Source organism: Rhizobium sp. OAE497 (assembly GCF_040546565.1).
Taxonomy (GTDB): domain Bacteria; phylum Pseudomonadota; class Alphaproteobacteria; order Rhizobiales; family Rhizobiaceae; genus Rhizobium.
Map to the genome: position 1 here is coordinate 3640754 of NZ_JBEPOA010000001.1, position 20995 is coordinate 3661748.

Below are 20995 nucleotides of genomic sequence, written 5' to 3' on the forward strand. Positions count from 1 at the left end.
GACGATCGGCCTAGATCGTCTTCATGCCCTCGGGTTGGTCCGCAAGCGCCCGATCAGCTGCCTCGTAATGCTTCGGCTTCATATGGCCGCTGACCATGGCAAAGGCCGCCGACAAGACGGCGACGTCGTCGGAAAAGCCGATGACCGCGAAGACATCGGGAATCAGGTCGAAGGGCAGGACGAAATAGGCGAGCGCGGCAAGCAGGATGCCGCGCACGCGCGTCGGCGTCTGCGGGTCGAGCGCGCAGTAGAAAGCGGCAACGACGTCGCGCGAGAACGGGATCTGCCGGACGGCACGCTTGAAGGTCGGCCAGAACTTCTTGCGCACGGCTTTCTCCCGGCGGCTCTGGGTTTCTTCATCGCCGGGCAGCAGGATCTCACCGTATTTGACGTCGTCCATTCCGATCTCCTCAAAAGGCATGCGCTGATATGGGGATTGAACACGCCGATTCAATTGTTCGTGTTCAAACCCGCCGCCTTGTCCATCGCCTTGGCGAGCTTGAAGTCCAGCTCGGTAAGTCCGCCCGCATCATGCGTGTTCAGTTTCACCTCCACCTTGGAATAGACGTTGAACCATTCCGGATGGTGGTTGAGCTTCTCCGCCGTCAGTGCCGCCTTCGTCATGAAGCCGAAAGCTTCGACAAAGCTCGCGAACTTGAAAGTCTTCGAGATCGATTGTCCGTCATCGGCAAGCGCCCAGCCGCTCACACCAGCAAGCTGCTCGTCGATCGCCCGGCGTTCCAGTTTCTCCATCTTCATGTCATGGTTCTCCCATCGTTTTTCAGAACAGGCTTTTCATGAAACGCGTCAGCATCCTGTTTGTTTGCATGGGCAATATCTGCCGGTCGCCACTTGCGGAAGGTATCTTTCGCCATGTCGCGGCCGAAAGCGGGCTTGCCGAAATCGTCTCGATCGATTCAGCCGGCATCGGCGGCTGGCATGAAGGCGATCAGCCCGACCCTCGCTCGATCGCAACGGCGAGAAGCCATGGCATCGACATTACCGGTCAGAGTGCGCGCCGCATCCGCTCGTCGGATTTTGCAGCATTCGACCTGATTGTCGCAATGGATCGCAGCAACGTGGCGGAGCTGAGGCGCAAGGCGCCGGATGCCGGAAACATCCACCTGTTCGGAGACATCGCGCTCGGCACCGGCGAAGACATTCCGGACCCCTATTACGGCGGCCCGGAAGGTTTCGAAGCGGTCTATGTCAGGCTTCACACGGGCTGCATGAAGCTCGCAGGCATGCTCGGCGCCGAAAGCGCTTCGTGGAGCGGGAACACTTCTTCGGTCAGGTAAGGACCGCCGCCGACCGATTCCCGCGATGACAGCAGTACGAAGCGGGGTACGGTGAAGGCCGAGGTCTGGAAATTGCCGCGGCCCGAGAGGTAGTGCACCACATCGTCAACCCGCGACGACTTGAGGCGGGCGAGCGTGACATGCGGGGTAAACTTGCGGGGATCCGGCGGCAGGCCGATGCGCTGGCAGATCCGTTCGATTTCGGCCTGAAGCGCGTACATCTCCGGCGATGGCGTGACACCGGCCCAGACCGAATGCGGCTTCTTGGAACCAAAGGCCCCGATGCCATCAAGCCTGATCTGGAATTCGGGCCTGTCGATCCGATCGAGCCGGTCGACGATCTCGTCTGCCGTGCGGCCATCGACATCGCCTATGAAGCGAAGCGTGATGTGGTAATTCTCCACATCGATCCATCTGGCACCGGGAAGACCACCGCGCAGCAAAGAGAGGCTCATCGCCGCATTGCGCGGAATTTCGAGGGCGGTAAATAGTCTCGGCATAACGAGCACTCCCCGAATCTTTTGCAGGTGCTAACACGGAATCACGCATTGGTGAGCCGCGCAAGCCCCTATTTCTTCACAGTAGAAATCGTCCGGATGAAATTTGTGACAGCCGGCTCCATCTTCTGGACCATGACATCTACACCCTTCGAATTGGGGTGCATGCCGTCCTCCAGCTTCAGGCTGGCATCCATGACGACGCCGTCGAGAAAGAAGGCGTAGAGCGGAACCTGATGTTTTTGCGCCAGTTTCTCGTAGATCGGATTGAAGCGCGCGGCATAGTCCGCGCCCATGTTCGGCGGCGCTATCATGCCGGCAAGCAGCACCGGAATGCCCCGCTCCTTTAGCCGGATAATCATGGCGTCGAGGTTCTTCTCGGTTTCTTCGGGCGGAATGCCCCGCAGCGCATCATTGGCGCCGAGTTCGAGAATCACACCATTCGTGCCGTCGGGCACCGACCAGTCGATTCGCGCCAACCCGCCCGTCGACGTGTCGCCGGAGACCCCTGCATTGGTGATCGCAACGTCTTCGCCCTTGGCCTTCAGCGCCGCCTGCAGCTTTTCCGGAAAGCCGTCGCCGGGCGGCAGCTGGTAGCCCGCCATCAGACTGTCGCCGAAGCCGACGAGATTGAGCGTCGCGGCCTGAGCCATGGAACTTGCGAGCAGAGAGCCTGCAATGACAGCGATGTGAAGCAGGCCAACTTTAAATCTCATTCTGCTTTCCCTAAATTGTCGAAGTCTTTGAGATTTATATAGGGCTATTTTCTTTGGCAAAAACCATCATCGAGCTGAAGCACGCGGATTTGACCTTGGGCAATGCCGCCGCATCCGTGCATGTGCTGAAGGGCATCGACCTGACGATCGCCGCCGGCGAATCGGTCGGCATCGTCGGCCCCTCCGGATCCGGCAAGTCGACGCTGCTGATGGTGCTGGCTGGCCTTGAACGGCTCGATAGCGGTGAGATCCACATCAACGAAACGCCGCTCCACGCGATGAGCGAGGATCAGGTCGCCGATTTCCGCGGCCGCAATATCGGCATCGTCTTCCAGTCTTTTCATCTGATCGCCAACATGACGGCGCTCGAAAACGTCGCCGTTCCCCTCGAACTCGCCAATGTCCCGAACCCCTTCGAGATCGCCCAGCGCGAGCTCCGCTCCGTCGGCCTCGGCGAACGCCTCAACCACTATCCGGGCCAGCTCTCCGGCGGCGAGCAGCAGCGTGTCGCCATTGCCCGCGCTCTCGCCCCCTCGCCTGCCCTGCTGATCGCCGACGAACCGACCGGCAATCTCGATGCCGATACCGGCCGCCAGATCGCCGACCTGCTGTTCTCCAAACAGACCGAGCGCGGCATGACGCTGCTGCTCGTCACCCACGACAATGCGCTCGCCAACCGCTGCTCGCGGCAGATCCGCGTGCGCTCCGGCAAGATCGAAGGCGACAGTGCCGTTCGCCAGTCCGCGGCAGCCATCGCATGACGCTGATCACCCCGCGCGCGTCGCTCGCCTTCCGCCTTGCGCTTCGCGAGCTGCGCGGCGGTCTCAGAGGCTTCTACATATTCCTCGCCTGTATCGCGCTCGGCACCGGCGCCATTGCCGCCGTCAATTCGGTCTCGACCTCGATTACAGATACGATCGCCTCGCAGGGACAGGAACTGCTGGCCGGCGACGTGCGCTTCGAGCTCAACAATCGTGAGGCGACGCAGGACGAGATGAATTTCCTGCGCGGCTTCGGCAAGGTCTCGACCTCGACCGGCTTGCGCTCGATGGCCCGAAAGCCCGATGGCTCGGATCAGGCGCTGGTCGAGGTCAAGGCTGTCGACGATGCTTATCCGCTCTACGGCACCTTCCAGTCCGAACCGGACTATCCGCTTGCCGCGCTGCTCTCCACCCAGAGCGGCACCTACGGCGCCGTCGCCGCCCCGCTGCTACTTGAGCGTCTCGGGCTGTCGATCGGTGACGAAATCCTGCTCGGCAATGCCACGCTCAACATAACAGGCACCGTGAAGACCGAACCGGATGCGCTTTCCGAAGGCTTCGGCTTTGCCCCGCGCCTGATCGTCAGCCGCGAGGCGCTGCAGGCATCCGGCCTGATCCAGACCGGCAGCCTTGTCGAGCATGCCTACAAGATCAAGCTCGATGATCCCGGAGAAATCGGCACCGTCCGCGATCGCGCCGCCAAGGAGTTTCCCTCGGCCGGCTGGTCGATCCGCACCAGCGACCGTGCAGCCCCCTCGCTCACTGAAAACATCACCCGCTTCTCACAGTTCCTGACGCTGGTCGGTCTGACCGCGCTGATCGTCGGCGGTGTCGGCGTTGCCAATGCGGTGCGTGCTTTCCTCGATTCCAAGCGCACGACAATCGCCACGTTCAAGTGCCTGGGTGCACCTGCCTCGGTCGTCGTGCTGATCTATCTCTTCCAGATCGCCATCATCGCCTTCGCCGGCATCCTGATCGGCCTCGTCCTGGGCGCCATATCGCCCGTCATCGCAGCGCAGTTCCTGGCGCAGTTCCTGCCCGTCTCCACCGAGCCGGCGCTCTACCCGGGCGCCTTGCTGCTCGCCACGCTCTTCGGCATCCTGACGACGCTCGCCTTCGCCATCCTGCCGCTCGGCCATGCCCGCGAGGTTCCGGCAACGGCGCTGTTCCGCGAGCAAGGCTTCGAAGCCCGCAAGCTCCCCTCCTGGCCCTATATCCTGCTCGCCGCCCTCTTCATGGCCGCGCTCGCGGGCCTGGCGATCGTCACCGCCTATGACCGCTTCATCGCCGTCGTCTTCGTCGGCGCCATCATCTTCGCCTTCGTCATTCTGCGCGTCGTCGCGGCTGTCATCGCCTGGCTTGCGAAGCGCAGTCCGCGCGTCAATTCCCCGGCGCTGCGCCTCGCAATCGGCAATATCCACCGCCCCGGCGCCCTGACCCCCTCGGTCGTCCTCTCGCTCGGCCTCGGCCTCGCTCTCTTGGTCACACTGACGTTGATTGACGGCAATCTGCGCCAGCAGCTGACCGGACAGATGGCCGAAGGAGCGCCGAACTTCTTCTTCGTCGATATCCAGAGCGCCCAGGTCGAAGACTTCCGCAATCTCGTCAAGCAGCAGGCGCCGGAGGGCAAGCTCGTCGAAGTGCCGATGCTGCGTGGCCGCATCCTTGCCTTCAACGGCGAGGATGTCACCAAGCGCAAGGTTCCGCCCGCCGGCCAATGGGTGCTGCGCGGTGACCGCGGCATCACCTACTCCGAAAACATGCCGGAGAATGCCTCGCTGACCGAAGGCAGCTGGTGGCCGAAGGATTACAGCGGCGAACCGCAGGTCTCCTTCTCCGCCGAAGAGGCGGGAGAGCTCGGCCTCAAGATCGGCGATACCGTCACCGTCAACGTGCTGGGCCGCAACATCACCGCGCGCATCGCCAACCTGCGCAAGGTCGAATGGGAGTCGCTGTCGATCAACTTCGTGATGGTCTTCTCGCCCAACACCTTCCGCGGCGCCCCGCATGCCTGGCTCGCCACACTGACCGATCCGTCCGCCACACCGGCAGAGGAAGCGGCGCTCCTGAAGACCGTCACCAACACCTATCCGACGATCACCAGCGTCCGCGTGAAGGACGCGCTCGATATCGTCAACGAGCTGGTCGGCCAGCTTGCGACCGCCATCCGCGCCGCAGCCTCCGTCGCACTGATCGCCTCGATCCTCGTGCTCGCAGGCGCCCTCGCCGCCGGAAACAGGGCGCGCACGCACGATGCCGTCGTCCTGAAGACGCTCGGCGCGACGCGCTCCATGCTGATCCGCGCCTTCAGCTACGAATATCTCATCCTCGGTGTCGCGACCGCGATCTTCGCGCTGCTTGCCGGCGGAACGGCCGCCTGGTTCGTCGTCAGCCGCATCATGAAGCTGCCCTCGGCCTTCCTGCCGGATGTCGCCGGGCTGACGCTGGTCACGGCACTGGTACTGACCGTCGGCATCGGCTTGATCGGCACCTGGCGCATTCTCGGCCAGAAGGCAGCACCCGTTCTGCGCGAGCTCTAGAATGAGCGTTTGACGAAATAGCTTCACCTTACGGCGATTTAACCCCGCCGCTGGTTGCAAGGGCCTTGTTTGCTAGGGGCGAAAGCCTCATATTGTCTGCAGGCATGCTGGAGCTCCGCAGCGGCGCCCGGGTCGTAAAGCCCGACACCGTATTCACATCGGAGCTTGTATAGAGGAAACAATGGCTGACCTTCGTAACTACCAAAGCCGGGCACAGACTGGCGAGATGATCGACCAGGGGCTGCGCTCCTATATGCTCAAGGTCTACAACCTGATGGCGCTGGGTCTGGCGATCACGGGTGTTGCGGCCTATCTCGGCTTCAATTTCGCGGTCCAGGACAATCAGCTGACGCAGTTCGGCGTACTGCTTTTCCAGTCGCCGCTTCGCTGGGTCGTGATCCTTGCTCCGTTGGCTGCGGTCTTCTTCCTGAGCTTCCGGATTAACCGCATGAGCGTTGCCGCCGCGCAGACGACCTTCTGGGTCTATGCCGCGCTGGTCGGCCTGTCGCTCTCGTCGATCTTCCTGGTCTACACGCAGTCGAGCATCACGCAGACCTTCTTCGTGACCGCCGCTTCGTTTGGCGCCCTGTCGCTCTACGGCTACACGACCAAGCGTGATCTCTCGGCCATGGGCTCGTTCCTGATCATGGGTCTCTTCGGCCTCATCATCGCGTCGATCGTGAACATCTTCCTGGGCTCGTCTGCCCTCCAGTTCGCGATCTCGGTGATCGGCGTGCTGATCTTCGCAGGCCTCACCGCCTACGATACGCAGCGCATCAAGGAACTGTACTACGAAGCAGACGGTGCTGAAGTCATGGGCCGCAAGGCGATCATGGGCGCTCTGACGCTCTACCTCGACTTCATCAACCTGTTCATGTTCCTTCTGCAGTTCATGGGTAACCGCAAGTAACACGGAACGAGTGCCGGCGAGGGTAACCTCGACCGGATCAAAGACACAAGCCGCCTGCAGCAGAGATGTTGCGGGCGGTTTTATTTTGCGGAATGAGGATGCGGCGCTTCGCGTGGCGCATCATGACGATCGACATGCAGCCGGCATACGAAAGCCGGCCCTTTGTCTCAGAGCTTGCGCGCCGCCAGACGCCGCCGATCGAGCGCAACATGGTCGGAGCCGCGCTTCGTCAGACGGAATTGCCGCTTCTGGAATTCTCCGCGAATCTCGATAAAGCCCTTCTCCTCGGCCTCGTTCAAGGTCTTCAGGCTGGTGCCCTCGGGAGGAGACTGCCAATCGATGCCGACGGCGGCATGCAGCAAAACCAGGATCTTGATAATCGCGTTTCTCCATGGCTGACGCATGCGGCGACTGTGCCGCCTGAGGCAACGGGCCCGTTCAGCGAATGCCGTTCTCTAGAAGCTCCGGCGGCTTCGGTCAACTCGCTGGCTCTGCTGCCGGGCTCGATGTCACCCTACGCCGTGCCAAAACCAGCGGAACGACGGCAACAACGGCCGCAAGCATGATCAGTCTGAATGCACCGGCCCCGATACCCCATTCGCTTTTCCTGTTGCCAAATCTCGCGGCGAATGGTTTTCAGCCTGAACCACACTCCAGACATCGGCCGCCGAATGACCGTTAACCTCCGCGATATCTCCACCTCCGACCTCGACGCCATCACCGCGATCTACCGTGAATCCGTACTGTCGGGCGTCGCCAGCTACGAGATAGCACCGCCGGAGCGCCAGGAGATGGCAACCCGCCTCTCCGCCATAATCGGCCAGGGCTACCCCTATATTGCCGCCGTTGACGAAAACGGCGAGCTTCTGGGCTATGCCTATGCGTCGGCGTTTCGCACGCGGCCGGCCTATAGATGGATGGTCGAGGATTCGATCTATCTTGCCCCCGCCGCCCGTGGAAAGGGCGTCGGCAAGGCGCTGCTGGCGGAACTGATATCACGCTGCACCGCGCTCGGCTTCCGGCAAATGGTGGCCGTCATCGGCGGCGCCCATCCAGCCTCGATCGCGCTGCATCGTTCATCGGGTTTCGAGGAAACCGGTCTGCTGAAGGGCACCGGCTACAAGCACGGCCGCTGGCTGGATACGATGCTGATGCAGCGTGTGCTCGGCGAGGGCAAGGATACAGACCCGGATCTCTCTGCTTATCCAGGCAGCCTCTACAAGGGCTGAGCGCCTATTTGTCGACGAGCTTCAGCACCTTGTCGAAGACCTTCAGGACCTGCTGCAGCTCGTGGCCACGCTTCAGGATCATGCCGTTGGTATTCACCACGGAATAGGCGCCCTGCTTGTTGGCAAGCTTGGGATCTTTCTCGATGGTGAAGAGGGGCATTTCGCCGGAGCGCTTGAAGACGGAGAACACCGCCTTGTCCTTCATGTGGTCGATTGCGTAGTCTTTCCACTCGCCCTCGCCGACCATGCGGCCGTAAATCCACAGGATTGCATCCAGCTCTCGCCGGTGAAACGTCACCGGCAACGGATCCTTGCTCTGCTTGTATTCTTTAAGATCGACGACGACTGAGGAACTATTGTCGGCGGAACGGTGATCGCCATGCCGCAAATCCGGCTGATCTGTCATCAGTCTCCCTGTGCCTCCGCTTGTGACAGGAGAGTGACAGTTTGCCCGAGCCGCGCCAAATTGCAAGTGCGGCCAGTCATCACATTAATCATATGCTATGCAATCTCCTGAGCGCCGCAATTCAGTCAAAACAGCGCCTCATTTGCAGGGGAAGTTCCGCTCACCGATTTGGCGCCAGCGCGCCAAAGGGCCCGGCTGAGCGTATCGACCTTAACCCCAGCCCCGAATACGATCAGCCGGGCCGCCCCGTTTTCCATCTGCCGCAGCAGATGAAACCCTCAGATATTCTTGCCCGCCATGATGACGGTTGCGCCCAGGATCGCGGCCGGGTCACCATCAGCCGTAGCAGCCTGCAGCAGAATTGCACAGCCCTCGAGGTCGGCCTTCTGAAGCACCGTTGCAGGTAAGGTCAGGCTTGTTGCCTTTCCGTCCCACATGCCCACGGTTTCAATGTCGCTGACGCTGTTGATGTAGGAAATCTTCTGGCCGCTATTCTCGCCCTTTTCGACGTCGATGGTCTTTTCCTTGTCGAAATAGACCATGACGACGCTGGCCTTGCCCTGCCCGGCGCCGATCTTGATCTCCAGCTCGTCACCGCGCATCTGCGCATCGACGGGCACGGACAGACCCTTGCCCTCCGTGGAGAAGCCATTGATCTTGCCGTTGATCGCCGAGATGTCGGATCCCGCCATATGGTCGCGGCCATTGACCACCACCTGCGGCGTATAGACGTTGCTGCGGCCGAGCATCCGGGCGTAGCCATACTGCCGGTCGGTATTCTGCTTGGAGCTCAGCGTGTCGGTCCAGCCGAGATAGTTCCAGTAATCGACATGATAAGCGAGCGCGATGACATCGCCCTGGCCGACGATCTTGCGGAATGCCGCATCAGCCGGCGGACAGGAGCCGCAGCCCTGTGAGGTAAAGAGTTCGACGACGCCCTTCGGCTTGCCGTCTTCGGCATGAAGCGGTGCCGCGAGCACCAGACCGGCAATCATCGAAATCAAAAAACGCGGCGACATTGCAACCTCTTTTCCAGAACATGCGGCGGACCGATACCGCAGGCCCCGATTACGACCGTAGAGATAATCCTTCCGGCTCAAAACGGGAAGTAACGAACGGGTGAGACAGGCCCACCCGCCATCGCAGCCGGAACACATCGCCGTGAGCCCCGTCCCGCAAAGAAAAACCGCCGGAGATTGCTCCCCGGCGGCGATTATCATGCGCTTGTCTTAAGAATTAAGCAGCGAGATCACGCAGAACCGTCTGCAGGATGCCGCCGTTGTTGAGGTAGATGACCTCATCCAGCGTGTCGACGCGCGACAGAAGCGGAACTTCCTTCACGGTGCCGTCGCCGTAGGTGATCTTGGCAATCTTCTTCTCACGCGGCTTGATGTTCTCGAGACCTTCGATGGTGACGATTTCGTCGCCCTTCAGGCCGAGGCTCTGCCAGGTCGTGCCCTCTTCGAAGACGAAGGGGATGACGCCCATGCCGACCAGGTTCGAGCGGTGAATACGCTCGAAGCTCTGCGCGACGACAGCCTTGACGCCGAGCAGGTTGGTGCCCTTTGCAGCCCAGTCACGCGAAGAGCCGTTGCCGTATTCGACACCGGCGAAGATGACGAGCGGAACGCCCTCGGCCTTGTACTGCATGGCCGCGTCGTAGATCGATTCCTCTTCCTTCGACGGATAGTGGATCGTGAAGCCGCCTTCCTTGCCGTTCGCGCCCAGCATGTGGTTGCGGATACGGATGTTGGCGAAGGTGCCGCGCATCATGACTTCATGGTTGCCGCGGCGCGTGCCGTACTGGTTGAAGTCGGCAACGCCGACGCCGTGACCGGTGAGATATGCACCAGCCGGCGAAGCCGCCTTGATCGAACCGGCCGGGGAAATGTGGTCGGTGGTGATCTTGTCGCCGAAGAGACCGAGGACGCGAGCACCCTTGATATCGGAAATGCCGCTACCGGTCTTGCCCATGCCAACGAAGTAAGGCGGGTTCTGAACGTAGGTCGACTGGTCGTCCCAGGCGTAGGTCTGGCCCGGAGGAACCTGAACGGCCTGCCAGTTTTCATCGCCCTTGAAGACGTCGGCATACTTGGACTCATAGAGTTCGCGCGTGACGTACTTCTGGATGAATTCCTGCACTTCGTGCGAGGTCGGCCAGATGTCCTTGAGGTAGACAGGGTTGCCGTTCTGGTCTTCGCCGATCGGCTCCTTGGTCAGGTCCTTCTGGACCGTACCGGCAAGCGCGTAGGCGACGACGAGCGGCGGGGAGGCGAGGTAATTCGCCTGAACGTCCGGCGAGATACGGCCTTCGAAGTTACGGTTGCCCGAGAGAACGCCCGAGACAATCAGGCCCTTGTCGTTGATCGTCTTCGAGATCGGCGCCGGCAGTGGGCCGGAGTTACCGATGCAGGTCGTGCAGCCGAAGCCGACGAGGTTGAAGCCGAGCTTGTCGAGATCGGCCTGCAGGCCGGACTTGGCGAGGTATTCGCCGACGACCTGCGATCCCGGAGCCAGCGAGGTCTTGACCCACGGCTTGGTCTTCAGGCCCTTGGCAACGGCGTTGCGGGCGAGAAGGCCGGCAGCGATCAGAACCGACGGGTTGGACGTGTTGGTGCAGGAGGTGATGGCAGCGATGGCAACGTCGCCATGGCCGAGATCGAAGTCGGTGCCTTCAACCGCATAGCGGTTCGAAAGCTGGCCGGGCTTCTTGTATTCGCCTTCGAGCGAGCCGGCGAAGCCGGACGCGATGTTCTCGAGCGGGATACGGCCTTCCGGACGCTTCGGGCCGGCCATGGCAGGCACGACGTCGCCGAGGTCGAGTTCGAGCGTATCGGTGAATACGAGGTCGGAACCGTCGCCTTCACGCCACATGCCCTGAGCCTTGGAATAGGCTTCGACGAGCGCGATACGGTCCTTGGTGCGGCCCGACATGTTGAGGTAGTTGACGGTTTCGCCATCGACCGGGAAGAAGCCGCAGGTCGCGCCGTATTCCGGACCCATGTTGCCGATGGTGGCGCGGTCGGCGAGCGGCATGTTGTCGAGGCCCGAGCCGAAGAATTCGACGAACTTCGAAACGACGCCCTTCTTGCGCAGCATCTGAACGACCATGAGCACGAGGTCGGTCGCGGTGACGCCTTCCTTGAGCTTGCCGGTCAGCTTGAAGCCGATGACTTCAGGCAGCAGCATGGAAACCGGCTGACCGAGCATCGCAGCTTCGGCTTCGATACCGCCAACGCCCCAGCCGAGTACGCCAAGACCGTTGATCATCGTGGTATGCGAGTCGGTGCCGACGCAGGTATCCGGATAGGCGATCGTCTCGCCGTCCTCTTCCTTCGTCCAGACGGTCTGGCCGAGATATTCGAGGTTGACCTGGTGACAGATGCCGGTGCCCGGAGGAACGACGCGGAAGTTCTGGAATGCCTGCTGGCCCCACTTCAGGAAGCGGTAGCGCTCGCCGTTGCGCTGGTATTCCAGCTCGACGTTCTTGGCGAAAGCCTGCGGCGTGCCGAATTCATCGACGATGACGGAGTGGTCGATGACCAGATCGACGGGAACCAGCGGGTTGATCTTCTCGGGGTCGCCACCGAGCGAAACCATCGCATCGCGCATTGCGGCCAGATCGACGACAGCCGGAACGCCGGTGAAGTCCTGCATCAGCACGCGAGCCGGGCGGTATGCGATTTCGTTTTCGACCGAGCCCTTGTTGACGAGCCATTCGGCAACAGCCTGGATGTGCTCCTTCGTAACCGACTGGCCGTCTTCGAAGCGCAGCAGGTTTTCGAGCAGGACCTTCATCGAATAGGGAAGCTTCGATACGCCAGCCAGGCCATTCGCCTCAGCCTTCGGAAGGCTGTAATAGACGTAGTCCTTACCGTTGACGGTGAGGGTGGAGCGACAATTGAAGCTGTCAAGAGATTTAGACACGAGATACCCCGTTTCTGATAGCCAACACAGTCGTGCGAACGCCTATGCACTTAATGCACATCAGGATGCGGGTACGGCCATTTCCGCTGTCCGCACGTGGAAAGAATATTCCATGTTCGGCGCAAGGATGAAGTTCACGCCGACCGCTGGCGTGGTTGCGGGTCTTATAGATAATTTCTAAGAAGGGTGCCAGATAGTGCGTGGCCCATTTCGGACATTTTTTGCGACGCAATGACTAAAATCTTAAACAACGGAAATGCCGTGCACCTGACTGCCGAAAAACTCGCTGCGCGCCGGGGCGAAGACCTGATTTTCGAGGACGTGTCCTTCCACCTCGAAAGCGGCGAAGCACTGGTTTTGACTGGTAAAAATGGATCAGGAAAGTCCACTTTACTGCGTGTCGTCGCCGGTCTTCTGCGCCCCGAAAAGGGTGCCGTGCGCTTCACTGATTCGCACGGTTCGGACGAGCATCGCGCCAGCGAAGCCAGCCATTATCTCGGCCACCGGAACGCGATGAAAAACGAGCTCACGGTCGAGGAAAATCTCGCCTTTTGGCAGGACTTCCTGGGCGACATTCTCGGCGTCTCCGGCATGTCGATCGCCGATGCCGCCGACGCCGTCGGCCTCTCCGGCATTGCCCACCTTCCCTTCGGCTATCTCTCGGCCGGCCAGCAGCGCCGCTTCGCCTTCGCCAAGCTGCTCGTCGCCTACCGCCCGATCTGGATCCTCGACGAGCCGACGGCGGCGCTCGACGCCAGCGCCGACAAGCTGTTTGCGGAGTTGATCGGCGCGCATCAGAGAAAGGGCGGCATCGTGCTGGCGGCGACGCATCAGCCGCTGGGGTTGGAGAATGCCAGGGAATTGCGGATGACGGGATTTGCAGGTGTGGATCAGGGGGTATGGGGATGAAATATTCATTTTCCGCTGCATCAAAGGCCCCTCCCCAACCGCTCCCCACAAGAGGGAAGGGCTCCACGCAGCGTCTGCGATCCCCCAAGCAGATGTTGGCCATTTTCCACTACGAGGGCAGCGGGCTAAGTCCCTCCCCCCTGTGGGGAGGGGTTGGGGAGGGGTTTTCATTCATAGAGGGCCGAACCCCATGAAAGCCCTCCTCCTCCGAGACCTCAAACTCTCCATCCGCTCCGGCGGCGGCGCGCTGATCGGCGTCCTGTTCTTCCTCACCGTCGTCGCCGTCATCCCCTTCGGCGTCGGCCCCGATCTCAATCTTCTCTCCCGCATCGGCCCGGCGATCGTCTGGATCGGCGCGCTGCTTTCCGCCCTTCTCGGCCTCGACCGCCTGTTCCAGGCAGAGCGCGACGACGGATCGCTTGATATCCTGCTGATGCAGGAAACGCCGCTGGTGCTCACGGTCTTCATGAAATGCCTGGCGCACTGGACGGCGACCAGCCTGCCGCTCGTGATCGCCTCGCCGCTGCTCGGGCTCTTCATGAACATGAGCGAGACGGCGATCGGCGCCACGATGCTGACGCTGCTGGTCGGTTCGCCCGCGATCACCTTCATCGGCGCGGTCGGCGCAGCGGTTGCCGTCGCTCTGCCGCGCGGCGGCCTGCTCGTCTCGATCCTCGTCCTGCCGCTGACAATCCCGGTGCTGATCTTCGGCGTCAGCGCCAGTTATGCAGCCGTCGAGGACCCCGCACCGTTCATGCCGCCCTTCCTCGTGCTCATCGCCCTGACGCTGTTCTTCGCCGTCATCGGCCCGGCAGCGGCGGCGCTTGCGCTCAGAAACACGTCGGATTGATCGCCCTGTTGACCGGCATCAATTGCGGGAGAACCGCGTTCAAGGTAAAGAACCGCTCATGAGCGAAACCAGCCTGGCCATCAGCAAATTCAGCGACCTTGCAAACCCGACCCGGTTTCTGGCGCTCGCGAGCCGTGTCATTCCCTGGATGGCAGGCATCACCGCCCTCTGTCTCGCCGTGGGGCTCTATCTGAGCTTCGCGACCGAAGGCGACTACCAGCAGGGCGAGACTGTCCGCATCATGTATATCCATGTGCCCGCGGCCTGGCTGGCGATGATGTGCTACACGGTCATGAGCATCTCGGCGATCGGCACGCTGGTCTGGCGCCATCCGCTGGCCGATGTGTCCGCCAAGGCCGCCGCGCCGCTCGGCGCCGCCTTCACGCTTCTCGCTCTCGTCACTGGCTCGCTCTGGGGCAAGCCGATGTGGGGCACCTGGTGGGTCTGGGATGCGCGCCTGACGTCGGTTTTCGTGCTGTTCCTGATGTATCTCGGCCTGATCGCCCTCAATCGCGCCATCGACGATCCCTCCAAGGCCGCCCGCGTCGTCGCCGTCCTGATCCTCGTCGGCTTCGTCAACATCCCGATCATCAAATTCTCAGTCGAATGGTGGAACACGCTGCATCAGCCTGCAAGCGTGATGCGCCTCGACGGCCCGACGATCGATCCCGAATTCCTGCGTCCGCTGCTCATCATGGCTGTCGGCTTCACGCTGCTGTTCTTCACGCTGCACATCATGGCGATGCGCAACGAGATCTGGCGCCGCCGCGTCGCCGCTCAGCGCCGCCTTGCCGCCCGCATGGCAAGCCGCGAGGACTGATCGATGACGCATGCTTTCTACGTCTACAGCGCCTATGGCTTCGCAGCTTTCGTGACGGTTGCCGTCACTCTTTGGATCTGGGCCGATGGCCGCGCCCGCCAGAAGGAGCTTGCTGCCCTCGAAGCCTCCGGCATCCGCCGCCGCTCGGCCCGAAAGAAGGATGGCGAATGAGCGCGCCCGAGACGCAAGAGACCAAGGCGCGTGGCCTCAGCCGCTATGCCGTCGCCCTGATCCCGCTCCTCGTCTTCGGCGGCATCGCTGCGACTGCGGCCAAGATGCTCTACGACCAGGATTTCCACGGCAAGGATATCTCGGAAATCCCCTCGGCGCTGCTCGGCACCAGGGCGCCGTCGCTGAATCTGGCGCCGCTTGAAGGCTCCAACCTTCCGGCCCTGACGGACGCTGCGGTCAAGGGCAAGCTCACGCTCGTCAACGTCTTCGCCTCCTGGTGCATCCCCTGCCGGCAGGAACATCCGATCCTGAAGCAGCTCGCCGCCGACGGCAGGCTGAACATCGTTGCCATCAACTACAAAGACAAGACCGAGAACGCGCTGCAGTTCCTGAACGAGCTCGGCAACCCGTTCAAGGCAATCGGCGTCGATCCGAACGGCAAGGCCGCGATCGACTGGGGCGTCTACGGCGTTCCGGAAAGCTATCTCGTCGCCCCCGATGGAACGATCATCTACAAGCGCGTCGGCCCCTTCGACGAGATCAGCATGAAGGAAGGGCTCTTCCCGGCGATGGAGAAAGTGCTGGGGAAGCCGGCGTCCTAAAACGTTGCATCATATGACTGATGCTTTGCCGTGCGGCCCCCTCATCCGGCCCTATCGGGCCACCTTCTCCCCTAGGGGAGAAGGGACAGAAAGGTCGCGGCATCTTCCCTTCTCCCCGGCGGGGAGAAGGTGCCGGCAGGCGGATGAGGGGGCCTCACCCGCAATGTACCGATATCTTAGATCGCACCCTGCCAGGTCTTGATCGCCTCGACCGGCCAGATCAGCATCAGCACATTGAGCGTCAGATTGTCCCGGATCATGTAGCCGGTGAACAGCTCGAAGAAGATGGCGATCGCGACGGTCAGCGCGACCGGCGCCCGGGCCGCAAAGAAGAAGCCGATCACCATGAACACGGCGTCCATCGCCGAATTGATGATGCTGTCGCCGTAATAGTCGAGCGAGATGGTCGCCGCGCGGTAGCGGTCGATGATGATGGGCGAATTCTCGAGCAGCTCCCAGCCGGATTCGATCACCAGCGCCAGGAGCAGGCGAGCCGCAAACGGCTTGCCGCGCAGCACGAGATGCGCCAGCCCATAAAACAGGAAGCCGTGGATGATATGCGAGGGCGTGTACCAGTCCGAGAGGTGCTGGGAATTACCGCTGGAATTGACGGTGCCTTCCCAGAGTTTCACATATCCGCAGGTGCAGATGATCGTGCGGCCCATGAAATATTCAGTGACGACCTGCACAAGCAGCACGGCAAAGCAGGCGAGAACCCAGAAGGTCTGATGTTTCGTGCGCTCGGCCGTACTGTCGAAGCTCACTTCTCGGTTTCTCCCGCAGGCTGGATCGTGTGCTTGAGGATCAGCGGCATCTGCGCCATCGTGAACAGAATGGTGATCGGCATCGTGCCCCAGACCTTGAAGGCAACCCAGAAATCATCCGAGAAATTCCGCCAGATGACTTCGTTCAGCACGGCGAGGAACAGGAAGAAGATGCCCCAGCGCAGCGTCAGCTTCCGCCATCCCTCGGCATCGAGCTGGAAGGCGGCATTGAAGACATAGCCGAGCAGCGACTTGCCGAAGGCGAGACCGCCGAGCAACGCCACGCCGAACAACGCGTTGACGATCGTCGGCTTCATCTTGATGAAGGTCTCGTTCTGCAGGTAGATCGACAGCGAGCCGAAGATCAGCACCACGATGCCCGACACGAAGGGCATGATCGGCAGATGGCCGAGGATGATCTTCGAGGCGACAAGCGAAATCACGGTCGCAGCCATGAACAGGCCGGTAGCGACGAAGAGCGGACCGCCGAGCTCGGCAAGAGCCGGGAAGCGATCGACGAGCCACTGGCCACGCAGGTTGGCGAAGAAGAAGATCAGCAGCGGTCCAAGCTCCAGCGCCAGCTTCAGCAGCGGGTGGTGCCGGTCTGCGGCGGAGGGCGTGATATCGCTTTCGGTGGTCATGCTTTTCGTAAAACCTGTCAGTTTCGGGCCTGTCTCAACCGGCCGCGGCTTGCGCGCTCTTGGCGGCTTATCTGTGGCATCATTGACCGATACCGGCAATGGCATGTGCGAAATCCTCGGCCTCGAAAGGCTCCAGATCGTCCACGCCTTCGCCGACACCGATGAAATAGACCGGCAGTTTGTGCTTGGCGGAGATGGCGACGAGAATGCCGCCGCGCGCCGTGCCGTCGAGCTTGGTCATGATCAACCCGTTGACGCCTGCGACGTTGCGGAAGATTTCCACCTGGTTCATGGCGTTCTGGCCGGTCGTCGCATCGAGCGTCTGCAACACGGTATGCGGCGCATCCGGATCGAGCTTGCCGAGCACGCGCACGATCTTCTCGAGCTCGGCCATCAGCTCCGCCTTGTTCTGCAGACGGCCGGCGGTATCGATGATCAGCACATCGCATTTCTTCGCCTTCGCCTGCTCGAAGGCGTCATAGGCGAGACCGGCGGCATCGGCGCCGAGCTTGGTGCCGATGAATTCGGATTTCGTGCGGTCGGCCCAGATCTTCAGCTGCTCGATCGCGGCGGCGCGGAACGTATCGCCGGCGGCGACCATCACTTTCAGCCCGGCGCCGGAGAGCTTGGCGGCCAGCTTGCCGATCGTCGTCGTCTTGCCGGTGCCGTTGACGCCGACGACGAGGATGACATGTGGCTTGTGGCTGAGATCGAGCTGCAGCGGCTTGGCGACCGGCTTCAGCACCTTGGCGATCTCCGTTGCCATGATGCGGGTGACGTCCTCGCCGGTGACATCCTTGCCGTAGCGCTCGGAGGCCAGCGTATCGGTGACACGCAGCGCCGTCTCGACGCCGAGGTCGGCCTGGATCAGCAGGTCTTCCAGATCCTGCAGCGTTTCGTCATCGAGCTTGCGCTTGGTGAAGAGCGCGGTGATCTGGCCGGTCAGCTGCGAGGAGGTGCGCGCGAGACCGGCACGGAGGCGCTGGAACCAGCTGAGCTTCGGCTGGATTACGACGGGTTCGGGTTCCGGGGCGGCAGCGCCCGTGGCGAAACCTTTCGGGAGGATGGGCGCTTGTTCGGACGGCGCGTCTTCGGCGTCCGGCGCCTGCTCTGCCGTTGCTTCTTCGATGTCCGTGGGTGGAGCACCCCCCTCTGCCCTGCCGGGCATCTCCCCCACAGGGGGGGAGATCGGCTGAGTGGGTAGGTCTTGCTCCACTTCGGCGTCGCGAAGCTCTTCGTCTTCCTTTGAAAGAACCTCTTCAGGGAAGGTTACGGTGGGCTCTACGCGGCCTTCTTCGCGATCGGCAACCGCATCCTCGACCTGATCTCCCCCCGTGTGGGGGAGATGTCCTGAAGGGACAGAGGGGGGTGTTTCCGCAGGGATCGCAGTAGAATCTTCAACCTCAGCCTCGGCTTCCGCCTCCAGCAAAGACAACGGCACCACACCCACATCGCTCATCTGCGCGACATCAGGCAGGATCGTCGGCTCTTCCGCTTCCTCAACCACCTCAGGTTCGGCAACATCAGCCACCGGCCCGCCAGCCGTCTCCATCTCTTCCGGCAGTACCGGATCGGCGGCAACCGGCAGCTCTTCCTTCAGCGGCTCGATGGCGGGCACGGCCTCTTGCGGCTTTGCCTCTTCGAGCGGCTTGCCGAAGGTGAAGACCTTTTTGATGAAACTGAGGGCCATGAGAATTCCGTGAAAGTCAGGCGGCCTCTGCGGCCGTCAATTGCATGTCGAGGTGCTTGCCGTTGTGACCGGTGATTTCGGCCTGCAGCATGGAGCGCGGGCGAAGGCCGGGGGCGGCAACGAGCGTGAAGTTTTCGGTATGCGCCAGGCCGTTGTTTTCGACTAGCAGCCATTGCCGCGTTCCAACCATCCTGTCGAGATGGGACTGATAGAGCGTCTGTCCAGTGGCGCGCAGCCTGGCAGCGCGATCCTTGATCAGCGAGCGGTCAAGCTGCGGCATGCGGGCCGCCGGCGTGCCCGGGCGTGGGCTGTAGGGGAAGACATGCAGATGCGCGATACCGGCCTCTTCGGCGAGGCTGACGGCATTGGCAAACATCTCCTCGGTCTCGGTCGGAAAGCCGGCGATCATATCGGCGCCGAGGCTGATCTCCGGCCGCAACCGGCGCACCTGCGCGACGAAATCGAGCGCATCGGCCCGGCTATGGCGGCGCTTCATGCGCTTCAGGATCATGTCGTCGCCATGCTGCAGCGACAGATGCAGATGCGGCATGAATCGCGGCTCGTCGCCGATCAGATCGAAAAGATGCTGGTCGGCCTCGATGCTGTCGATCGAGGAAAGCCTGAGGCGCCGGATTTCGGGGATCTGCTTCAGCAGCGTCTTGGCAAGCAGCCCGAGCGTCGGCTGCCCCGGCAGATCGGCGCCGTAGCTGGTGGCATCGACACCCGTCAGCACGATCTCGCTATAGCCGCCCTCGACCAGATTTCGGGCCTGATCGACCACAGCGCCCATCGGTACCGAGCGCGAATTGCCGCGGCCATAGGGGATGATGCAGAAGGTGCAACGGTGGTCGCAGCCGTTCTGCACCTGGATAAAGGCGCGCACGTGCCCGTCGATATGCTTGACCATCTGCGGCGCCGTCGCCCTGACGCTCATGATGTCGTTGACGCGCAGTTTCTCTTCGGCCGACACGCCGAAATCGGGAAGCGCCCGATAGGAGGTGCTCTTCAGCTTCTCCTCGTTGCCGAGAACGGCATCGACTTCGGCCATTTCTGCAAAGACTTGGCTTTCGGTCTGCGCCGCACAGCCGGTGACGATGATGCGGGCATGCGGATTTTCCCGTCGCGCGCGGCGGATCGCCTGGCGCGCCTGGCGCACGGCCTCGCCCGTTACGGCGCAGGTATTGACGAGGATGGCATTGTTGAGCCCGGCCTTCTCGGCCTCCGCCCGCATCACTTCGGATTCGTAGGTATTGAGACGGCAGCCGAAGGTAATGACCTCGACGCCGCTCACCGCGCCTCGGCTCCCTGCTCCGCGTCGCGCGACCAGTTGCCGGTCGTCGGGTCGACCATGCCGGACCATTCCCATTCTGCAGGTCCGGTCATGATGACGTGATCGTCGCGCTCACGCCATTCGATCGACAGCGAACCGGCATTCGGGCTGCTCGCAACCTTGATCTCGACCGTGCGGCCGGTGCGCCCGGTGCGCGCCGCCGAAACGGCGGTGGCGCAGGCAGCGGAACCGCAGGCAAGCGTCAGGCCGGCGCCGCGCTCCCAGGTGCGCGTCGTGATCGAGGTGGGCGAGGTGACCTGCGCCAGCGTGATATTGGCGCGTTCCGGAAACATCGGATGGTTTTCGAGCAGCGGCCCGAAGCGAGCGAGATCGAAGGACATGACATCCTTGTCGACCCAGAAGATCGCATGCGGATTGCCCATCGACATCGCCGACGGCGAATGCAGCACGGGATTGTCGATCGGCCCGATCTGCAGCTCGATGCGGCTGGTGTCATAGAATTCTTCGGCAAGCGGGATCTTGTCCCAGGCAAAGACCGGCTTGCCCATGTCGACGGAGATCGTGCCGTCCTTATGCTCGACGGCATTCAGAATGCCGGCGACCGTCTGGAAGGTGAAGATCTTCTTGCCGGTTTCGGCAGACAGTGCCTGCACGACGCAGCGTGTGCCGTTGCCGCAGGCCTGCGCCTTCGAGCCGTCGGAATTGAGGATGTCGATCCACGCATCGGTGCCGTCGGCCTTCGGATCATGGATCGCCATGATCTGGTCGAAGGCGGTATCCGGATCGGCATTCAGCGCGATCGCGGCATCGGGCGTCACCTTGTCGCCGCGGCCGCGCATGTCGACAACCAGGATCTTGTTTCCAAGCCCGTTCATCTTCGCGAATTCGACCGTTGCACTCATTGCTGCCACTTCCATTGCTTTCGGGCTGTATATGGCGGAAACGCGGGCGAATTACCAGTGGTTTACCGGCT

23 protein-coding genes are annotated in these 20995 nt (G+C 61.9%); 10 read left to right on the forward strand and 13 right to left on the reverse strand.

Annotated features, from left to right (window positions below; all coding sequences use genetic code 11):
• Positions 1-10 precede the first annotated feature (10 nt).
• Together ABIE40_RS18215 and ABIE40_RS18220 are read right to left on the reverse strand one after the other, a co-directional pair.
• On the reverse strand, positions 11-400 hold the full coding sequence (locus ABIE40_RS18215) for a YkvA family protein (protein ID WP_130283226.1): 390 nt from the start codon (positions 398-400) through the stop codon (positions 11-13).
• A 50-nt stretch (positions 401-450) separates the two neighbouring features.
• Entirely contained in the window at positions 451-759 is a 309-nt protein-coding gene (locus ABIE40_RS18220) for a 4a-hydroxytetrahydrobiopterin dehydratase (protein ID WP_130283224.1), read from the reverse strand.
• Between the two features lie 38 nt (positions 760-797).
• On the opposite strand from ABIE40_RS18220, the gene ABIE40_RS18225 reads away from it, so the two are divergent.
• Positions 798-1298: a low molecular weight protein-tyrosine-phosphatase gene (locus ABIE40_RS18225; RefSeq protein WP_199627896.1), complete on the forward strand. Its 501-nt coding sequence runs from the start codon at positions 798-800 to the stop codon at positions 1296-1298.
• On the opposite strand, the gene thpR is transcribed toward ABIE40_RS18225, so the two are convergent.
• Both thpR and ABIE40_RS18235 read right to left on the reverse strand, forming a co-directional pair.
• Positions 1217-1798: an RNA 2',3'-cyclic phosphodiesterase gene (gene thpR, locus ABIE40_RS18230; RefSeq protein WP_130283220.1), complete on the reverse strand. Its 582-nt coding sequence runs from the start codon at positions 1796-1798 to the stop codon at positions 1217-1219. The genes ABIE40_RS18225 and thpR overlap by 82 nt on opposite strands.
• A 68-nt stretch (positions 1799-1866) precedes the next feature.
• A complete protein-coding gene (locus ABIE40_RS18235) occupies positions 1867-2511 on the reverse strand; it encodes an arylesterase (protein ID WP_199627897.1) in 645 nt (214 codons plus the stop codon).
• A 53-nt stretch (positions 2512-2564) separates the two neighbouring features.
• On the opposite strand from ABIE40_RS18235, the gene ABIE40_RS18240 reads away from it, so the two are divergent.
• From ABIE40_RS18240 to ABIE40_RS18250, 3 genes are all read left to right on the forward strand, one after another.
• The gene (locus tag ABIE40_RS18240; RefSeq protein WP_199627898.1) at positions 2565-3272 is read left to right on the forward strand and encodes an ABC transporter ATP-binding protein; all 708 of its coding nucleotides are present in this window, start codon (positions 2565-2567) and stop codon (positions 3270-3272) included.
• Complete coding sequence (locus tag ABIE40_RS18245) at positions 3269-5812, forward strand: ABC transporter permease (protein ID WP_199627899.1); 2544 nt, start codon at positions 3269-3271, stop codon at positions 5810-5812. The genes ABIE40_RS18240 and ABIE40_RS18245 overlap by 4 nt, the downstream gene beginning before the upstream one ends.
• Positions 5813-5993: 181 nt before the next feature.
• Complete coding sequence (locus tag ABIE40_RS18250; protein WP_112718395.1) at positions 5994-6722, forward strand: Bax inhibitor-1/YccA family protein; 729 nt, start codon at positions 5994-5996, stop codon at positions 6720-6722.
• 167 nt (positions 6723-6889) lie between these two features.
• On the opposite strand, the gene ABIE40_RS18255 is transcribed toward ABIE40_RS18250, so the two are convergent.
• Positions 6890-7126: a hypothetical protein gene (locus tag ABIE40_RS18255; RefSeq protein WP_207225207.1), complete on the reverse strand. Its 237-nt coding sequence runs from the start codon at positions 7124-7126 to the stop codon at positions 6890-6892.
• A gap of 267 nt (positions 7127-7393) precedes the next feature.
• Between ABIE40_RS18255 and ABIE40_RS18260 the strand changes: the two genes are divergently transcribed.
• Positions 7394-7951: a GNAT family N-acetyltransferase gene (locus ABIE40_RS18260; protein ID WP_199627901.1), complete on the forward strand. Its 558-nt coding sequence runs from the start codon at positions 7394-7396 to the stop codon at positions 7949-7951.
• A gap of 4 nt (positions 7952-7955) precedes the next feature.
• Here ABIE40_RS18260 and ABIE40_RS18265 read toward each other — a convergent pair whose 3' ends face one another.
• From ABIE40_RS18265 to acnA, 3 genes are all read right to left on the reverse strand, one after another.
• Positions 7956-8357, reverse strand: coding sequence for a DUF2794 domain-containing protein (locus tag ABIE40_RS18265; protein ID WP_112718393.1), 402 nt, complete (start codon positions 8355-8357; stop codon positions 7956-7958).
• A 278-nt stretch (positions 8358-8635) separates the two neighbouring features.
• Positions 8636-9376 (reverse strand): DUF1223 domain-containing protein, encoded by a 741-nt coding sequence (locus tag ABIE40_RS18270; protein ID WP_112718391.1) that lies wholly within the window; start codon positions 9374-9376, stop codon positions 8636-8638.
• 217 nt (positions 9377-9593) lie between these two features.
• The gene (gene acnA, locus ABIE40_RS18275) at positions 9594-12284 is read right to left on the reverse strand and encodes an aconitate hydratase AcnA (protein ID WP_112718389.1); all 2691 of its coding nucleotides are present in this window, start codon (positions 12282-12284) and stop codon (positions 9594-9596) included.
• 261 nt (positions 12285-12545) lie between these two features.
• Between acnA and ccmA the strand changes: the two genes are divergently transcribed.
• The 5 genes from ccmA to ABIE40_RS18300 all read left to right on the forward strand — a co-directional run bounded on the left by ccmA (position 12546) and on the right by ABIE40_RS18300 (position 15636).
• Positions 12546-13193 carry a heme ABC exporter ATP-binding protein CcmA gene (gene ccmA, locus ABIE40_RS18280; protein ID WP_199627902.1) on the forward strand — a complete coding sequence of 216 codons (648 nt, stop codon included), beginning with the start codon at positions 12546-12548 and terminating at the stop codon, positions 13191-13193.
• Between the two features lie 190 nt (positions 13194-13383).
• Positions 13384-14043 (forward strand): heme exporter protein CcmB, encoded by a 660-nt coding sequence (ccmB, locus tag ABIE40_RS18285; RefSeq protein ID WP_199627903.1) that lies wholly within the window; start codon positions 13384-13386, stop codon positions 14041-14043.
• 58 nt (positions 14044-14101) lie between these two features.
• Positions 14102-14863, forward strand: a complete 762-nt coding sequence (locus ABIE40_RS18290; protein ID WP_199627904.1) for a heme ABC transporter permease — start codon at positions 14102-14104, stop codon at positions 14861-14863.
• Between the two features lie 3 nt (positions 14864-14866).
• Positions 14867-15034, forward strand: coding sequence for a heme exporter protein CcmD (gene ccmD / locus ABIE40_RS18295; protein WP_112718381.1), 168 nt, complete (start codon positions 14867-14869; stop codon positions 15032-15034).
• Positions 15031-15636 carry a DsbE family thiol:disulfide interchange protein gene (locus ABIE40_RS18300; protein ID WP_199627905.1) on the forward strand — a complete coding sequence of 202 codons (606 nt, stop codon included), beginning with the start codon at positions 15031-15033 and terminating at the stop codon, positions 15634-15636. The genes ccmD and ABIE40_RS18300 overlap by 4 nt, the downstream gene beginning before the upstream one ends.
• 176 nt (positions 15637-15812) lie before the next feature.
• On the opposite strand, the gene ABIE40_RS18305 is transcribed toward ABIE40_RS18300, so the two are convergent.
• The 5 genes from ABIE40_RS18305 to dapF form a co-directional block, all read right to left on the reverse strand.
• Positions 15813-16400, reverse strand: coding sequence for a DUF2585 domain-containing protein (locus ABIE40_RS18305; protein ID WP_199627906.1), 588 nt, complete (start codon positions 16398-16400; stop codon positions 15813-15815).
• The gene (locus ABIE40_RS18310; RefSeq protein ID WP_130283199.1) at positions 16397-17041 is read right to left on the reverse strand and encodes a septation protein A; all 645 of its coding nucleotides are present in this window, start codon (positions 17039-17041) and stop codon (positions 16397-16399) included. Before ABIE40_RS18310 ends, ABIE40_RS18305 begins: the two co-directional genes overlap by 4 nt.
• A 79-nt stretch (positions 17042-17120) precedes the next feature.
• Entirely contained in the window at positions 17121-18731 is a 1611-nt protein-coding gene (gene ftsY / locus ABIE40_RS18315) for a signal recognition particle-docking protein FtsY (protein WP_199627907.1), read from the reverse strand.
• A 16-nt stretch (positions 18732-18747) separates the two neighbouring features.
• Positions 18748-20022 (reverse strand): tRNA (N(6)-L-threonylcarbamoyladenosine(37)-C(2))-methylthiotransferase MtaB, encoded by a 1275-nt coding sequence (gene mtaB, locus ABIE40_RS18320; RefSeq protein WP_199627908.1) that lies wholly within the window; start codon positions 20020-20022, stop codon positions 18748-18750.
• Positions 20019-20924, reverse strand: a complete 906-nt coding sequence (dapF, locus tag ABIE40_RS18325; protein WP_199627909.1) for a diaminopimelate epimerase — start codon at positions 20922-20924, stop codon at positions 20019-20021. Before dapF ends, mtaB begins: the two co-directional genes overlap by 4 nt.
• Positions 20925-20995: the final 71 nt, after the last annotated feature.

Bases quoted from the DNA above. Each gene is read 5' to 3' on its own strand.
- ABIE40_RS18215 (WP_130283226.1), bottom strand. From the start codon at position 400: ATGGACGACGTCAAATACGGTGAGATCCTGCTGCCCGGCGATGAAGAA.
- ABIE40_RS18220 (WP_130283224.1), bottom strand. From the start codon at position 759: ATGAAGATGGAGAAACTGGAACGCCGGGCGATCGACGAGCAGCTTGCT.
- ABIE40_RS18225 (WP_199627896.1), top strand. From the start codon at position 798: ATGAAACGCGTCAGCATCCTGTTTGTTTGCATGGGCAATATCTGCCGG.
- thpR (WP_130283220.1), bottom strand. From the start codon at position 1,798: ATGCCGAGACTATTTACCGCCCTCGAAATTCCGCGCAATGCGGCGATG.
- ABIE40_RS18235 (WP_199627897.1), bottom strand. From the start codon at position 2,511: ATGAGATTTAAAGTTGGCCTGCTTCACATCGCTGTCATTGCAGGCTCT.
- ABIE40_RS18245 (WP_199627899.1), top strand. From the start codon at position 3,269: ATGACGCTGATCACCCCGCGCGCGTCGCTCGCCTTCCGCCTTGCGCTT.
- ABIE40_RS18250 (WP_112718395.1), top strand. From the start codon at position 5,994: ATGGCTGACCTTCGTAACTACCAAAGCCGGGCACAGACTGGCGAGATG.
- ABIE40_RS18255 (WP_207225207.1), bottom strand. From the start codon at position 7,126: ATGCGTCAGCCATGGAGAAACGCGATTATCAAGATCCTGGTTTTGCTG.
- ABIE40_RS18260 (WP_199627901.1), top strand. From the start codon at position 7,394: ATGACCGTTAACCTCCGCGATATCTCCACCTCCGACCTCGACGCCATC.
- ABIE40_RS18265 (WP_112718393.1), bottom strand. From the start codon at position 8,357: ATGACAGATCAGCCGGATTTGCGGCATGGCGATCACCGTTCCGCCGAC.
- ABIE40_RS18270 (WP_112718391.1), bottom strand. From the start codon at position 9,376: ATGTCGCCGCGTTTTTTGATTTCGATGATTGCCGGTCTGGTGCTCGCG.
- ccmB (WP_199627903.1), top strand. From the start codon at position 13,384: ATGAAAGCCCTCCTCCTCCGAGACCTCAAACTCTCCATCCGCTCCGGC.
- ABIE40_RS18290 (WP_199627904.1), top strand. From the start codon at position 14,102: ATGAGCGAAACCAGCCTGGCCATCAGCAAATTCAGCGACCTTGCAAAC.
- ccmD (WP_112718381.1), top strand. From the start codon at position 14,867: ATGACGCATGCTTTCTACGTCTACAGCGCCTATGGCTTCGCAGCTTTC.
- ABIE40_RS18300 (WP_199627905.1), top strand. From the start codon at position 15,031: ATGAGCGCGCCCGAGACGCAAGAGACCAAGGCGCGTGGCCTCAGCCGC.
- ABIE40_RS18310 (WP_130283199.1), bottom strand. From the start codon at position 17,041: ATGACCACCGAAAGCGATATCACGCCCTCCGCCGCAGACCGGCACCAC.
- ftsY (WP_199627907.1), bottom strand. From the start codon at position 18,731: ATGGCCCTCAGTTTCATCAAAAAGGTCTTCACCTTCGGCAAGCCGCTC.
- dapF (WP_199627909.1), bottom strand. From the start codon at position 20,924: ATGAGTGCAACGGTCGAATTCGCGAAGATGAACGGGCTTGGAAACAAG.